General features: G+C 73.4%; 13 protein-coding genes. 7 read left to right on the top strand and 6 right to left on the bottom strand.

What is annotated here, in order from left to right; all coding sequences use genetic code 11:
* The first annotated feature begins 73 nt into the window (after nt 1–73).
* Nucleotides 74–724 (top strand): VC0807 family protein, encoded by a 651-nt coding sequence (locus tag LCD31_RS06890; RefSeq protein ID WP_224956722.1) that lies wholly within the window; start codon nt 74–76, stop codon nt 722–724.
* Nucleotides 725–791: 67 nt separating this feature from the next.
* On the opposite strand, the gene LCD31_RS06885 is transcribed toward LCD31_RS06890, so the two are convergent.
* From LCD31_RS06885 to LCD31_RS06875, 3 genes are read right to left on the bottom strand one after another with little or no spacing between them, the layout of a single operon-like run.
* Nucleotides 792–1,505 carry an SDR family oxidoreductase gene (locus tag LCD31_RS06885; RefSeq protein ID WP_224956721.1) on the bottom strand — a complete coding sequence of 238 codons (714 nt, stop codon included), beginning with the start codon at nt 1,503–1,505 and terminating at the stop codon, nt 792–794.
* Nucleotides 1,502–2,401, bottom strand: coding sequence for a DMT family transporter (locus tag LCD31_RS06880; RefSeq protein WP_224956720.1), 900 nt, complete (start codon nt 2,399–2,401; stop codon nt 1,502–1,504). The genes LCD31_RS06885 and LCD31_RS06880 overlap by 4 nt, the downstream gene beginning before the upstream one ends.
* Nucleotides 2,398–4,773 (bottom strand): WS/DGAT domain-containing protein, encoded by a 2,376-nt coding sequence (locus tag LCD31_RS06875; protein ID WP_224956719.1) that lies wholly within the window; start codon nt 4,771–4,773, stop codon nt 2,398–2,400. The genes LCD31_RS06880 and LCD31_RS06875 overlap by 4 nt, the downstream gene beginning before the upstream one ends.
* A gap of 175 nt (nt 4,774–4,948) precedes the next feature.
* Between LCD31_RS06875 and cynS the strand changes: the two genes are divergently transcribed.
* On the top strand, nt 4,949–5,392 hold the full coding sequence (cynS, locus tag LCD31_RS06870) for a cyanase (RefSeq protein WP_224956718.1): 444 nt from the start codon (nt 4,949–4,951) through the stop codon (nt 5,390–5,392).
* A 25-nt stretch (nt 5,393–5,417) separates the two neighbouring features.
* Here cynS and LCD31_RS06865 read toward each other — a convergent pair whose 3' ends face one another.
* The 3 genes from LCD31_RS06865 to LCD31_RS06855 all read right to left on the bottom strand — a co-directional run bounded on the left by LCD31_RS06865 (nt 5,418) and on the right by LCD31_RS06855 (nt 7,884).
* The gene (locus LCD31_RS06865) at nt 5,418–6,290 is read right to left on the bottom strand and encodes a LysR substrate-binding domain-containing protein (protein WP_224956717.1); all 873 of its coding nucleotides are present in this window, start codon (nt 6,288–6,290) and stop codon (nt 5,418–5,420) included.
* A 108-nt stretch (nt 6,291–6,398) separates the two neighbouring features.
* A complete protein-coding gene (locus tag LCD31_RS06860; RefSeq protein ID WP_224956715.1) occupies nt 6,399–7,154 on the bottom strand; it encodes an SDR family oxidoreductase in 756 nt (251 codons plus the stop codon).
* Between the two features lie 148 nt (nt 7,155–7,302).
* The gene (locus tag LCD31_RS06855; RefSeq protein WP_224956713.1) at nt 7,303–7,884 is read right to left on the bottom strand and encodes a chorismate mutase; all 582 of its coding nucleotides are present in this window, start codon (nt 7,882–7,884) and stop codon (nt 7,303–7,305) included.
* Nucleotides 7,885–8,318: 434 nt separating this feature from the next.
* Here LCD31_RS06855 and LCD31_RS06850 point away from each other — a divergent pair, with 434 nt between their 5' ends.
* The 5 genes from LCD31_RS06850 to LCD31_RS06830 all read left to right on the top strand — a co-directional run bounded on the left by LCD31_RS06850 (nt 8,319) and on the right by LCD31_RS06830 (nt 14,759).
* Nucleotides 8,319–9,953, top strand: coding sequence for an AMP-binding protein (locus tag LCD31_RS06850; RefSeq protein WP_224956711.1), 1,635 nt, complete (start codon nt 8,319–8,321; stop codon nt 9,951–9,953).
* A 149-nt stretch (nt 9,954–10,102) separates the two neighbouring features.
* The gene (locus LCD31_RS06845; protein WP_224956709.1) at nt 10,103–11,575 is read left to right on the top strand and encodes an NAD(P)/FAD-dependent oxidoreductase; all 1,473 of its coding nucleotides are present in this window, start codon (nt 10,103–10,105) and stop codon (nt 11,573–11,575) included.
* A gap of 73 nt (nt 11,576–11,648) precedes the next feature.
* Entirely contained in the window at nt 11,649–13,337 is a 1,689-nt protein-coding gene (locus LCD31_RS06840) for a GMC family oxidoreductase N-terminal domain-containing protein (protein WP_224956707.1), read from the top strand.
* A 55-nt stretch (nt 13,338–13,392) separates the two neighbouring features.
* On the top strand, nt 13,393–13,998 hold the full coding sequence (locus tag LCD31_RS06835) for an acetoacetate decarboxylase family protein (protein WP_224956706.1): 606 nt from the start codon (nt 13,393–13,395) through the stop codon (nt 13,996–13,998).
* Nucleotides 13,999–14,078: 80 nt separating this feature from the next.
* A complete protein-coding gene (locus LCD31_RS06830; protein WP_224956705.1) occupies nt 14,079–14,759 on the top strand; it encodes a transcriptional regulator in 681 nt (226 codons plus the stop codon).
* Nucleotides 14,760–15,063 lie beyond the last annotated feature (304 nt).

Raw genomic sequence — 15,063 nt, 5'->3', positions numbered from 1 at the left:
CCCGAACCACTGTTGATCAGCAACGATGCGGTTACCCTTGTGGTCCCGCCCCCGACGACGGACACCGATACGCATGAAGCAGCCATCGCAGGTCGTGCACCTCGACGCGCTCCCATCGCACCTGTGGCACGCCGCCAAGCACCTGGGCGAAACGGTCGTCGCACCGCTGGTGCTGTTCTACGTCCTGTTCACCTTCACCGGTCTGACCGGTGGACTGATCGCCGCACTCGTGTGGGGCGTCGGCGCCGTCGCCGTCCGCCTCGTGCTCCGGCTGCGGGTGCCGCTGGTGCTGATGCTGACCACCGGGGTGCTGGTGGTGCGGACCGTCGTCGGGTTCGCCACGAACAGCTCGTTCCTGTACTTCCTGGAACCGAGCCTGCAGAACTTCCTGGTGGCCGTGCTGTTCCTCGGGTCGCTGCTGTTCGAACGGACGCTCATCGCCAAGCTCGCCGACGACTTCTGCATCCTGCCGCCGTCGCTGATCGGCAACGCCCGGGTGCAGCGGTTCTTCCGGCGGGTGTCGCTGCTGTGGGCGCTGGTGTTCACGATCAACGGCTTCACCACGCTGTGGGCGCTCGCCCAGGCCACCATCGGGCACTTCCTGCTGGCCAGCACGGCAGGCTCGTTCAGCCTGGTCGCGGTGGCCGCGGTCGCCTCGATCTGGTGGCTGCGCCGCGAGCTGCGCGGTGAGGGGATCACGCTGCGCTTCGCCCGCGCGGCCTGAGCATCCGCGGTCGCACGGCCCACCGATCCGGTCCAGCCGGGTCGGTGGGCCGTTCTCGTGAGCGCCCTCAGCCGAAGCGGTGGGCGAGGCGGTGGAAGGTCGCGGGCAGCGCGCCCTGCGCCCGGGCGGCGAGACCCAGCCAGCTCGGCACGAACACCTCCGCCGTGTCCTCCTCCAGCGCGCGCACCAGCACCCGCGCCACCCGCTCCGGCGGTACCGGCCGCGGGAAGCGGCGCTCCGGGGCACCCCGGCGGTCGAAGAAGCGGGTGGCGACCAAGCCCGGGAACACGGTGGTCACCGGCACGCCCTCGTGCGCCACGCTCGCCGCGAACGCCCGCAGCCCCGCCTTCGTCGCCGAGTACACCGCCTCCCCGCGCACCCCGGTCGCGGCTATCGACGAGACGAACCCCACCTGGCCGCCCCGAGCGACCAGCCCGGGCAGCGCCGCGCGCGTCAGCTGCAGCGGGGCCGTGAGGTTGAGCGCCACCAGCTCCGCCACCCGCGCCTCCGGCATCTCCGGCAACGGACCCGCGCACCCGGCCCCGGCGTTGTTGATCAGCAGGTCGGTGTCGGCGGCGACCTCGGCGACCCGGCGCACCGCATCCGGATCCGCCAGGTCCGCCACCAGCGCGCGCCCGCCGCTGCGCCGCGCCACCGCCGCCAGCCGCTCCCGGTTCCGGCCCACCAGCACCGGATCGCACCCGAGCGCCCCCAGCTCCAGCGCGAGCGCCGCGCCGATGCCGGAGGACGCGCCGGTGACCAGCGCGGAGCGCCACCTCACCCGGCACCTTCCTCGATGGCCCGCCGCAGGTGCTCGCCGCGGTGCGTGAGCACCCAGATGCCCGCCATCAGCACCAGGCCCGCCAGCACCTGCCCGGCCACCGCGCCCGGCGCCGTCTCCACGCGCTCGCCGAGCCAGCTCACCCCGATCGCCATCCCCACCAGCGGATCCGCCGCGGTGATCACCGCGAGGGCCGGGGAGATGAACCGGCCCTGCTGGAACGTGTTCTGGCTCAGCAGGAACCCCACCGGCCCCAGTGCGCACACCACGTACAGCGTCGGATGCGTGAACGGTTCGGCGATGCCGCCGTGCCGCAGCTGCTCGGCCACCACCTTGATCAGACCGGCGGTGACCCCGTAGAGCACGCCCGTCGCCAGCGCCAGCGCCAGCACCCGCACCTCACCGGGGAAGCGGTTCGCGGTGAGCACGCAGGCCAGCACCACCAAGGCCAGCACCACCGCCAGCGGCCGCACGTCCGTCGCCCCCGTGAATCCCGTCCCCTCGCCGACGGGCCGCGCCAGCAGCAGGAACGCGGCGAGCCCCGCCATCACCGCCAGCGCGCCCAGCACCAGCACCCGGTCCAGCCTGCGGTGCGCCATCCCCGCCGCGAACACCGCCCCGAACAGCACCGAGGTCACCAGCAGCGGCTGCACCAGCACCAGCGGTCCGAACGCCAGCGCCACCATCTGCAGCGACAGCCCGGCCAGCACCGTCCCGATGCTGAGCAGCCAGACCGGCTTGCGCACCAGGTCCCACAGCAGCCGCGGGTCGAGCGTGCGGCTGGTGGGCACCTGCTTGGTGGCGCGCTGCTGCACCGCGCTGGCCAGCCCGAACCCGGCCGCGCCGAGGACGGCGGCCGGTACCGCGATCCCCAGCATCGTGCCCGTGGAACTCACGAGCCGACGCCCACCGGTGCGGGGTCGCCCAGCGCGGCGAACGCCTGCCGGAACCGGTCGGCGAACTCGGCCACGTCCGGGAACGACCCGGGGTCGGTGGTGATGCCGACGCCCGTGTGCTCGGCCCAGTGGATCACTCCGAGCGCCAGGCCCACCCCGGCGGCCAGTGGCAGCACCGGGTGCACGGTGTGCAACCGCGCGCCCGCGATCCGCGGCGGTTCGGCCCGACCGGGCATGACCGAGACGATGGCCTGGAAGAAACGTCCCCGGTACATCGACCGGACCGCTCGCGCGTGCAGCGGGGCCGGGAGCTTGCCCAGCGCCCCCACCACCGCGGCAGCGGCGACCGGCATGCCGCCGCGTTGCGCCCGGTCCAGGCGGGCGGCGATCTCGGAGAGGCGTCGGCGCGGCGCCATCGGACCCAGCGGCAGGTCCACCGCGATCCCCGCCGCGTGGTTGCCGAACCAGGACGTCCCGCCACCGGTGCCCCGGGGCACCATCGCGCGCAGCGAGCGCTGCGTGGTGTCGTTCTCGTCCACCAGGTGCAGCGCTTCGGCCAGCACCGCCAGCAGCAGCGCGGTCCGGCTGACCCGGTGGGCGGCGGCGGTGCGGCGCACCTGCTCGGTGGGGAGCTCCACCCACGCGTAGCGGCGGGCCGAGGTGCTGCGCCGCGCCGGCCCCGCCGCGGGCAGCGCGTTCGCCGCGGCCAGGCCCAGCACACCGCGCAGCACCACCAGCGCCCGGCGCGCCCCCGACAGCTCCGGGGCGGCGGGCGGCGGCTCCTCCTGCGGGTCGTCGGAGAGCAACCGCAGCAGCGTCGCGGTCATCACCAGCCCGTCACCCAGCGCGTGGTGCATCGACACCAGCAGCACGACCTGCGCCGAGCCGGGTTCGCGCAGCACCTTCAACGCCCATGGCGGCCGGTCGGCGCGCAGCGGGGCGGTGAAGAACTCCCGCTCGACCCGTTCCCGCTCGCCGGGAGCGCCGCTCAGCTCGTGGTGGCCGAGGTGCTCGGGCACCGAGATCTCCCGCACGGGGATCCAGCGCCCGCCGCTGAGCCGGTGGTGCAGCATCGGCAGCCGCGGCGCCCGGCTGGTGATCAGGGCGCCGAGGTGGTCGATCCAGTCCGCGGTCGTCATCACCCGGTCCGGGTCGCTCAGCGTCAGCACCGCGCCGGTGCGCTGCGGTACCTCCGGGGTGGCGGCGTGCACGAAGAACGCGTCCTGCCCGCGCAGCCGCCGCGGGCGCGGCGGGGGGCGCAGGTCGGCGAGCTCGGGCACCTGGTCGGCGAACCGGCCGGTGACCCGCAGGTGCTCGTGCACGCGCTGCTCGACCGCGTGCAGCTCGTCCGGGTCGGTGAGCAGGCGGTCCAGCGCCCCGGCCAGCGCGTCGGCGTCCTCGCACAGCAAGGCGAGCCCGGCGTCGGCCATCAGTTCGGCGTTGGCGCGGCCGTGCCCGGCGATCGGTTCCACCATGAGCACCGGCCGTGCGCAGGCGAGCGCCTCCAGCGCGGTCGCACCACCCGCGTTGGTCACCACCACGTCGGCGGCCGTGGTGTAGGCGGGCACGTTCCGCACCCAGCTCAGCGGCACCAGCCGGGGGTCCTGCTCGGCGCGGTCCCGCAGGCGCCGCAGCAGCGCCTCGTTGTGCCCGCACAGCACCACCACCCGGTCGATCCCGGTGCGCAGCGCGGCATCGGCGGCGCGCTCCACGGAACCGAAGCCGAGCGAACCGCAGGAGATCAGCAGCATCCGCCCCTCGGCGGGCAGCCCGCAGTCCCGGCGGGCCTCGGCCTTGTCCCGCGGCCGGAACCGGGACTCCACCGGCGGGGCGCTCACCGCGTGCACCGAGCGGGGCTGGGCACGCCGTGCGGCCCGCAGCCCGTTCTCGCTCATCACGTAGTGCAGGTCGATCCGCGAGTACACCCAGAACGGGTGCGGCGCGAAGTCGGAGATCACCGCCGCGATCGGCACGTCGAGCTCGCCGCGCCCGCGCAGCCAGTCGAGGCCCGCGGTACCCAGCGGGTAGGTCGAGACGATCAGGTCCGGGCGGTGCTCGGCCAGCACCGGCCGCAGCCGCCGCCCGCACCAGGACCCGACGAAGCGGCGGCAACCGTCGGCGAACCAGCGCTGCCGCCACAGCGCGGCGTAGAAGAAGTCGTACAGCCACGGGGTGCTCTCGACGTTGGTGACGTAGATGCGCTGGAACGCGCCCGGCACCCACGAACCCATGACCTGCAGCGCGTCCACCCAGGTGACGGCGCATCCCGGCCAGCGGGCGCGGGCGGCCTCCTCCACGGCCCGCGCCGTGGCGTTGTGGCCTTCCCCGATGGTGGCGCTGACCAGCAGGAGTCGGTGCGGTGGCTGAGTCACGAGGCGAGCTCCCCCCCTCCGAGAACGGCTCGTGGTCCGGAGGCTAACGGCGTCCCGGAGGCCCGGCCGGATGAGCGAACGTCGCGCAGCCGGATGACTCGGCGGCCGGTTCCGGGTGAGGATGGCCGTGGTGGATCAGCTGAGGCCCGGGCGACCGGGCGGGACGGGAGTGGGCATGACCAGCAAGCAGGAGGCGGCGGCCGCGGTCCGGGCGAAGAAGGTGGAGCTCGGCATCACGTGGGCGCAGCTGGCGGAGGCCGTGGGGCGCCCGGTGGCGTGGACGACGGCGGCGCTGCTGGGCCAGCACCCGATGCCGGAGGCGGAGGCGCGCGCGGCGGGGGAGCTGCTGGAACTGGGACCGGACGTGCTGCACGCGCTGCGGCTGCAACCCACCAGGGGCGCGTTGGACCAGCCGGTGCCCACCGACCCGACGATGTACCGGTTCTACGAGGTGCTGCAGGTCTACGGGCCGACGATCAAGGAGCTGATCCACGAGGAGTTCGGCGACGGCATCATGAGCGCGATCAACTTCCGGCTCGACGTGAGCCGCGCGGAAGATCCGCAGGGCGACCGGGTGGTGGTGACGCTGGACGGCAAGTTCCTGCCGTACCAGTGGTGACCTCGCCGCGCCCCTGAGCGGGCGTTCAGCCGGTGGCCGCGAGGAACGCGTCGCGCAGGTCGTGGGTGATGTGCGCGGGCCACAGCGCGTGCAGCGGCGCGAACAGCGCCGGGCGCAGCTCCACCACCCGGGTCCGCCCGCCCGCGGTGGGCCCGGGCGGGGCGGTCACCAGGGCCACGTGCCGGGTGCCGATCACCGCGGTGACCGGCGGGGTGCCCTGGATCGGATTGCGCAGGTGCTCCGGTTCGAACCCGGCGCGGCGGCAGTGCTCCAGCAGCAGGTCGGTGTAGCCGGACCGCCCCGGATCGCCCCAGACCACGAGCCGTTCCCCGGCTAGTTCGGTGAGCTCGACGTGGTCCCGGCCGGCCAGGTGGTGGTCCGCGGCGACGGCGAGCGACAGCCGGTCCTGGCTGAGGGTGCTGCGGGTCAGCCCGTGCTGGGGGCGCATGCCGCGGCAGAGCCCGAGGTCGAGTTCGCCGCCGAGCAGGTCCTCGGTGAGCTGCTGCGGGTAGTGCTGGTGCACTTCGGTGCCGAGCGCGGGCAGCTCGGCGAGCGCGGTGTGCACCAAGGTGGTGACTTCGTCGCTGGTCACGGCCGGGGTGTGCCCGATCCGCAGGGTCTCGGCGCCGCCGCGTCCGATGCGGCGGGCGCGGTGCAGCGCGGCGCGGGCGATGCCGTGCAGGACCCGCGCGTCTTCGATGAGCGCCTGCCCGGCGGGCAGCGGGGTGACCCCGCCGGTGTCGCGGCGCAGCAGCGGGACGCCGACCTCGCGTTCGAGGCTGCGCACCGAGGTGCTCAGCGCCTGCTGGGTGAGGTGCAGCCGGGCCGCGGCCCTGGTGAATCCGCCTTCTTCGGCCACGGCGACGAGGTGCTCCAGCTTGCGCAGGTCCAGTCCCACGTCGGTCCTCCATCTCCTCGTCGGCTGCCGCGTCCCGCACTCGCCGGGGCGGCCGGCCCCCCGCTCCGGCCGCCCCGGCATCCTGCTCCACCCTGGCGGGCGGTCCGGTCAGCGGGTGGTGTACCCGCCGTTGGCGAAGATCGTCTGCCCGGTGATCCACCAGCCGTCGGTGGCCAGGAAGCGGACCAGCGGTTCGATGTCCTCGATCTTGGTGAGCTGGTTGCCGAGGGCCTGCGACTTGTGGAACTCGACCCGTTCGGGGGTCTCCTGCGGATAGAAGAACGGGGTGTCCATCGGCCCGGGGGCGATGTTGTTCACCGAGATGCCGCGGTCGGCGAACTCCTTGGCCGCGGCCCGGGTGAAGTGCTCCAGCGGCGCCTTGCCGCCCGCGTAGGTGGAGTAGCCGTCGGTGAACGCCGCCAGCAGCGAGGTCACCAAGCTGATGATCTTGCCGTTGTCGTTGAGCCGGCGGCCCGCCTCCTGCAGGAAGAAGTACGCGGCCTTGGCGTTGATGCCGAACATCCGGTCGTACTCCTCCTCGGAGGTCTCCACGATCGGTTTGCGCAGCACCATGCCGGTGGTGTTGACGGCGACGTCGACGCCGCCGAACTCGTCGACGGCCGCGTCGAACAGCCGCCGCACGTCCTCGACCCGGGTCAGGTCACCCGCGACGGTGATCGCCTGCGAACCCGCCGCGCGAACGGCCTCGGCGGTGCGCTCGGCGTCGTCCTTCGAGGACTCGGAGTGGTGGTGGACCACGACCTTGGCGCCGGCTTCGGCGAGCTTGGTGCTGATCAGCCCACCGAGGTTCTTGCCGCCACCCGCGACCACCGCGACCTTGCCGTTCAGCGTGTGCTCGGTCATCTCGCCCTCCTTGCCGGGATCGGTCGACCGGCGCGTTCCGCCGGCCCGGCCCCGACGCTAGGGGCCGTAGCCCGGATCCGGGAAACACGCGCTTCGCGTGCGCCGACAAGGAACGCTGATGGCCGCAGGCCGCGGCGGGTTCAGCAGGTCATCCGCAGATCTTCCCGGCGGCCGCGGTGAGGGCGTCCCGGTGCAGCGCGTCCAGCCGGTGCCCGAAGACCGCGGTGACCGCGGAGGCGGCGAGGTCCAGCCGGCATTCGTCGGTGGGTTCCCGCACCACTTCGGTCTCCCGCAGCTCGCGCACCGCCTCCGCGCTGATCCGGTCCAGCTCGGGCCGCACCTCCGCGCCGAGGTCGGGCCGGTGGCCGGGTCGCAGCTCCGGGTGCGCGTCCCACTCGGCGAACAGCCCGCGCTGCACGTCCTTGCCCGCCTCGATCTGGTCCCGGAAGAACCGGACCCCATCGGCGGGGTCGAGCCCCGCTTCGGTGGAGAGCTCGGCGACGGTGTCGAGCACTTCCCGCTCCCGCGCCGGGTCCTCGATGGGGGAGTCGGTGCCGTACTTGGCGGCGGCGACCTCGTCGGCCAGCAGCAGCCGTTGGGCGGCGAGGTCGACCAGCGCGATCAGCCGGGGCTCGGCGCGGTCCGGTGCCGGTGCCGCGATGCCGGTGGCCGGGGCCGTCGTCGCGATCAGCGCGCTCAGCGCGAGTCCCGTGAGCATCCTTCGTCGCATGTCCGCTCCTCGTCGGTCGGTGTCGTGGAGGAGTCTGCCCGGCCCGGGCCCGCGCACCACGTCCGACATGCCTCGGCGTGTCGGCCCGCCTCGGGCGCAGCCGCGGTTCCGGACGGAGGACGGTCCACTGTGAAGACACTGTGGACCGTCTGAAAACCGGAGTTGAACCGCGCGGGAACTGTTTTCTCCCGACGACGAGCACGCCGCGCCGCCGTGCGGCGATCGAGAACGGTCCTCAGTGGTCCGATCGGCCGCTCCGCAGCGGATCTCCGGGGTGCGCCGATTACGCCTTTCGGCGGAACCCGGGTTCTCGGTTTGTCATCGGCATGACAAGAAAATTCTCATGGCGAACCGCCAGCTTGACGTGCTCTGCGCGAAGTCGATAGGTGTTCCCGATCTTTACCGGTTTCAGCGCGCAGTGGTGAGGGAGCGGCATGGTTCGAGACGGTCGAACGGACGGCGCGGGCGGGGCCCGGCACGGTACGCACGCGTTGCGGGTGCTGGCCAGAGCGGGCATGGCCTCGCCCACCTCGCCGCGGCGCGCGCTGCGCGGGCTCGCCGAGGTCCGCACCTGGGGCCCGCTGGTCGGGGCGCTGCGGCACATCACGCGGACCCGGCCCGCCGACGTGGGCCTGGTCGACGAACTCGGCGAGGTCACCTACGGGGAGCTGGACCGCGCCTCCGACCTGCTGGCGGTCGCGCTGCGGGACCGCGGGTTCGACGACCGGCACACCGTCGCGGTGTGCTGCCGCGACCACCGCTGGTTGGTCCTGTCGTTGCTGGCCTGCGGGAAGCTCGGTGTGCACGTGGTGCTGGTGAACACCGGTTTCGCCGCTCCCGAACTCGCCGACGTCGTCGAGCGCGAGCAGGTTGCCGCGCTCATCGCCGACGGCGAGTCCGCCCCGCTGGTGGCCGGGGCTCGGCTGCGGGTCCCGTGCTTCGAGGCGTGGCCCGCGGCGGCCGCGCCGGGAACCACCACCCTGAAGGACCTGCTCGCGGAGGCCGAGCAGTCCCCGGAGGAACCCGTCATCCCCCGGCCCCGCCGCCCCGCCGGCACCGTGCTGCTCACCGGCGGCACCACCGGCCGCCCCAAGGGGGCCCGCAGGCAGGTGCGCTCCGCGTTGAGCGCCGCCGAGTTCCTGGACCGCATCCCGCTGCGCGCCGGGGAACCCACCTTCATCGCCTCCCCGCTGTTCCACGCCATCGGCTACTCGCAGCTGACCGTGGCGTTCGGCCTCGGCAGCACCGTGGTGGTGCGGAGCCGGTTCGACGCCGCGCGGCTCGCGACGGCCGTGCGCGAGCACGGGTGCCGTGCGGTGGTGCTGGTGCCGACGATGCTGCGACGGCTGCTCGACCTCGACCCGGAGTTCCTGCGCGCGAACCTGTCCGGGCTGCGCGCGGTGGTCGTGTCCGGCTCGGTGCTCGCCCCGGAGCTGGCGCGGGCCACCGCGCAGCGGCTCGGCGACGTGCTCTACAACCTGTACGGCTCCACCGAGGCCGCGGTCGCCGCGGTCGCCACCCCCGCGGAGCTGCGCCGCGCACCGGGCACCGCGGGGCGCAGCCCGCACGGCTGCGCGGTGCGGCTCTACGACGGGGCGAACCGGCGGATCACCCGGTCCGACGTGCTGGGCCGGATCTTCGCGGGTGGCACGCTGACCTCCGCCGGCTACACCACCGGCGCCGGGCGGCCGCAGATCGGCGGGCTGGTGGATACCGGCGACCTGGGCCACTTCGACGAGTCCGGGTTGCTGTTCGTGGACGGCCGCGCCGACGACATGATCATCTCGGGTGGGGAGAACGTCTTCCCGGCCGAAGTGGAGAACGTCATCGCCACCCACCAGGCGGTGAAGGACGTCGCGGTCCTCGGCATCTCCGACCCCGAGTTCGGGCAGCGGCTGCACGCGTTCGTGGTGCCCATCCCCGGTGCCGCGCTGCACCCGCTGGAGGTCGTCGACTTCGTCCGCCAGCGGCTCGCCCGGCACAAGGTCCCGCGGCAGGTGGACCTGGTGCGGGCGGTTCCGCGCAGCGCCACCGGCAAGGTCCAGCGCACGGCCCTGCCCGCGGGCTGACGCCCGGGCGCGGACCGGAGCGGGGCGGAGAACCCGGTGGTCGGCGCCCTGTCCGAAAGTATCAATGATCTGGCCGTCGGCGTCAGACCGGACGGGCGAACCCGGCATAACGTGATCGTGTCCCCAGCGCACGACCACGAGGAGCCCGCATGTCGCCGATCCGCCAACCCCATGTCGCCATCATCGGCAGCGGGTTCGCGGGCATCGCGGTGGCCGCGCAGCTCAAGCGGGCCGGCCACACCTCGTTCACGATCTTCGAACGCGCCCCCGGCGTGGGCGGGGTGTGGCGGGACAACACCTACCCGGGGGCCGCGTGCGACGTGCCCTCGCACCTGTACTCCTACTCGTTCCAACCGGAACCGACGTGGCGGCGCCGGTTCGCCGAGCAGCCGGAGATCCTGCGGTACCTGCGGCGCTGCGTGGAGCAGAACCGGCTGACCCGGCACCTGCGGCTGAACACCTCCATCGAATCCGCCGCCTACGACGAGAAGGCGCGGAAGTGGCGGCTGCGCACGGGATCCGGCGACCTCGTCGAGGCCGACGTGCTGGTGCCCGCGGTGGGCCAGCTCAGCGAACCGGTCGTGCCGAACCTGCCCGGGCTGGACGAGTTCGACGGCCCGGCCTTCCACTCCGCCCGCTGGGACCACCAGCTCGACCTGCGCGACAAGCGGGTCGCGGTGATCGGCACGGGCGCCAGCGCGGTGCAGTTCGTGCCCGCGATCGCCGACCGGGTGCGGGAGATGACGGTGTTCCAGCGCTCGGCGCCGCACATCGTTCCCCGGCCGGACCGCGCCTACCAGTCCTGGCACCGGTTCGCGTTCCGCCACATCCCCGGCGCGCAGGCCGTCGGCCGGTTCGGCGTCTGGCTGTTCTTCGAGGCGGCCGGTCGCGGGCTGACCACCGCGCAGGGCATCGGCAGGCTGTTCACCGTGGTCGCGGGTGGCCACCGGCGCAGGCAGGTGCCCGCGGAGCCGCTGCGCGCGGACCTCGCGCCCGACCACCGGATCGGCTGCAAGCGGGTGCTGTTCTCCAGCGAGTACTACCCGGCGTTCTCCCGCGAGGGCGTCCGGCTGGAGCGCGGAGCGATCGAACGGGTCACGTCGAACGGCGTGCGGACCGCGGACGGGGTCGAGCACCCCGCGGATGTGATCATCTTCGGGACCGGGTTCGACGCGAGCAACTTCCTGTCCACACTGGACATCACCGGCGCCGGTGGCGCCCGGCTGGACGAGGTGTGGAAGCGGGGTGCGCGCGCCTACCTGGGCATGGCGGTGCCCGGCTTCCCGAACATGTTCGTGATGTACGGCCCGAACACCAACCTCGGATCCGGATCGGTGGTGCACGTGCTGGAGAGCCAGGCCAGGTACGTGGTGCGCCTCGTGCGCAGGCTCGCCCGGAGACCCGGTGCCGCGCTGGACGTGCTCCCGGACGCCGCCGAGCGGTTCGACCACGAGATGCAGCGGCGGCTGCGCGACAGCGTGTGGGCCTCCTGCCGCAGCTGGTACCGGGACGCCGACGGGCGGGTCAGCACCAACTGGCCCGGATCCATGACCGAGTACCGCAGGCGCACCCGCTGCCCCGACCTGAACGACTTCCAGGTGCTGACGGCCTCCACCACGTGACCACCGTCCCCACCTGAACTGCACAGCGACCGAGCGGGCCGACGGCGGCCCGGACCCCCTGAGAGGTGCGCACATGCCCGACCACGACTACGACGTGCTCGTCATCGGATCCGGCTTCGGCGGCGGAGTGTCCGCGCTGCGGCTGACCGAGAAGGGCTACCGGGTCGGGGTGGTGGAGGCGGGCAAGCGGTTCCGCGACGAGGACTTCCCGAAGACCTCGTGGCGGCTGCGCGACTACCTGTACCTGCCGAAGCTCGGCTGCTACGGCATCTTCCGGTTCGACCTGCTCAAGGACGTGCTGATCCTCAGCGGCGCCGGGGTCGGCGGCGGATCCCTGGTGTACGCCAACACCCTCTACGAACCGCCGGAGGAGTTCTACGCGCACCCGCAGTGGGCCGGCATCACCGACTGGCGCCGCGAACTCGCGCCCTACTACGACCAGGCGAAGCGGATGCTCGGCGTCGCCGAGAACCCGCGGGACACCCCGGCCGACGAGGCGATGCGCGCCGCCGCCGAAGACCTCGGCATCGCGGGCACCTTCCACCGCGCGCAGGTCGGCGTGTACTTCGGCGAACCCGGTGCCACCGCTGAGGATCCGTACTTCGGCGGCGCCGGGCCGCAGCGGCAGGGCTGCCTGCACTGCGGCGAGTGCATGACCGGGTGCAGGCACGGCGCGAAGAACACCGTCGCGAAGAACTACCTGCACCTGGCCGAGAACGCCGGCGCCGAAGTGCACCCGCTGACCACGGTGACGGAGGTGCGCCCGCTGCCCGGCGGCGGCTACGCGGTCTCCACGGTGCGCACCGGCCGCCGGCTGCGCAAGCGGCGCCGCACGTTCACCGCGCGGGAGGTGGTGTTCTCCGCGTCGGCCCTGGGCACCCAGAAGCTGCTGCACCGGATGCGGGACACCGGTGCGCTGCCCGGGATCTCGCCCCGGCTGGGCCTGCTGAGCCGCACGAACTCCGAGCAGATCCTCGCCGCCCGCGCCCGCGGCGACGACCGCGACTACAGCGAAGGCGTCACCATCACGTCCTCGCTGCACCCGGACCCGACGACGCACATCGAACCGGTCCGCTACGGCAAGGGCAGCAACCTGCTGGCGCTGCTGGAGGCCGCGCTGGTCGACCCGAAGCCCGGCCGCAACCGGTTCCTGCTGGGGCTGCGGCACATGCTGCGCCACTGGCGCGACCTGCCGACGCTGCACCGGCCGCGCCGCTGGTCGCAACAGACGATCGTGCTGCTGGTGATGCAGGCGGTGGACAACTCGCTGACGTTGCGCACCAAGCGCGGCCTGTTCGGCCGCAAGCTCAGCAGCGAGCAGGGCGACGGGGAACCGAACCCGACGTGGATCCCCGCCGGGCACGCCGCGGCCCGCTCGGTCGCCGAGAAGATCGGCGGGGTGCCCGCGGGCAGCTGGGCGGACCTGGCGAACATCCCCATCACCGGGCACTTCATCGGCGGCTGCGCCATCGGCTCCGACGCCGAGCACGGCGTGGTCGACGCCTACCACCGGCTCTACGGGCACCCGGGGCTGCACGTGGTCGACGGCTCGACGATCTCGGCGAACCTGGGGGTGAACCCGTCGCTGACCATCACCGCGCAGGCGGAGCGGGCGATGGCGATGTGGCCGAACAAGGGCGAACCGGACCGCCGCCCCGAGCTGGGTGAGCCGTACCGGCCGGTCGAGCCCAGCGTCCCGTCGGCCCCCGTGGTGCCCGCGGCGGCACCGGGGGCGCTGCGGCTGCCGCTGAGCCCGATCTGATGTGCTGGGGCGGGAGATCCCGCCCGTGGAAGTCCTTGCCCGAACAGGAGAACGGATGACCTATCCACCAGAACCGTGGGAGCTGCACGGCGACCTGCACCTGTCGCTGTGGTCGCTGCCGGAGGTGGAGCTGCCGGGAGTGCCGCTGGAGACGCCACCGGTGCTGATCGGCGACCGCGGTCTCGTCGGCACCGCGTGGGTGCGCTACGGGCCGGGCAGCGTCCTGGAGTACGACGAGCTGCTCGTGGCCGTCCTGGTGCGCGACGGCGCGGTGCCGCGGGTGCACATCAGCCAGATCTGGGTGGACAGCCCGGAATCCTTGCGGGGCGGGCGCGAGCTGTGGGGGATCCCCAAGGAGAGCGCGGAGTTCCGCAGGCGCACCGGCGCGCGGGTCACCTCGTGCGCGGCCGGGGGCATCGCCTCCGCCGGTTTCTCCCGGTTGGCCCGGGTGCCCGGTCGCTGGCCGTTCGCCTACCGCGTCGCCCAGGACCTGCACGAGTTCCAGCAGTCCCCGGTGCGCGGATCGGCCGGGCTGACGTGGTGCTCGGCGGTGTGGCGGTTCGATCCGGACGGGCCGCTGGCGTGGCTGGACGGGCGGCGGCCGGTGGCGAGCGCGGCGCTCACCGACTTCTCGATGAGCTTCGGCGCGGCGTCCGGCTGATCCGCTTCCTCCCGGTTCTTCCGTTGCGGGCACGGGATTCTGGGTTCGCGGTGCGGGGCGTTCGTGGGATCATGGGAGCCATGACCGGTTCCGCACGCGCCCTGCTGGACTCGATTCACCGCGAACTCGCCCCGAGGGAGGGGGAGAACCGGCTGGTGCCGCTGGTGCGGGACGGTGCCGCGCCGAGGTCGGTGCTGGCCGCGCTGGCGGCGGAGGAGTCCCGCATCGTGCCGTGCGACTGGCGCAGCTTCCTCACCCTGTCCGCGCGCGCCGCGGACCGGCCCACCCGCGAGTTCTTCGCCGGGCTCGCCGCGGGGGAGGGGGCGGCGCTGGGCGCGCTGCCGAAGCTGTCGGCGGCGCTGGGCTGGAGCGAGCAGGACGTCGCCGACTACCGGCCGAAGGCGGGTTGCCAGGCCTACCCCGCGTACATGTCGTGGCTCGCGCTGCACGCCGAGCCCGGGGACGCCGCGGTGGCGATCGTGTCGAACTTCGCCGCGTTCGGCGCCTACTGCGCGGAGGTGGCCCAGGCGCTGCGCAGCAGGTACGGACTGTCCGATGCGGACTGCGAGTTCTTCGACCTGTTCGGCACCCCGGTGCCGGGCGCCGACGAGCAGGCGGAGGCGGCGGTGCAGGCCGAGCTCGACGCGGGCCGCATCACCGAGTCCCGCGCCCGCGAGCACGCGCGACTGTTCCAGGACTACGAGCTCATGTTCTGGAACACCCTCCCCGACGAACTCCGAACCGCTCCGCCGAACGAGTGATCACCGTCCGGCGTGGACACCCGCCGATCCGCAGTCGCTACGGCCGTGCCCCGAACCGGCCCGGGCGGGTTCCGATGGGGCGAGCCGAAATCGCTGCATGGTTCCCGCTCCCGAGGATCGCCACCTCGGTGACGTGACATTGCAGTGCGACCAGGTGGTGAACGGTTGGCGCACCGTCATCGTGCACTTCCGGCAGGCCAATGCCGAGGCGACCGTGTACTTCAAGGGCGGAGGCGAGAACCTCGACGGCCCCCCCCCCCCCCCCCCCCCCCCCCCACAAACACACCCCCCCCCCCCCCCCCAA

Origin of the sequence: Saccharopolyspora sp. 6M, from assembly GCF_020176775.1 — a bacterium.
Classification (GTDB): Bacteria; Actinomycetota; Actinomycetes; order Mycobacteriales; family Pseudonocardiaceae; genus Saccharopolyspora_C; species Saccharopolyspora_C gregorii.
This window is presented reverse-complemented; position numbering and strand designations above follow the sequence as displayed.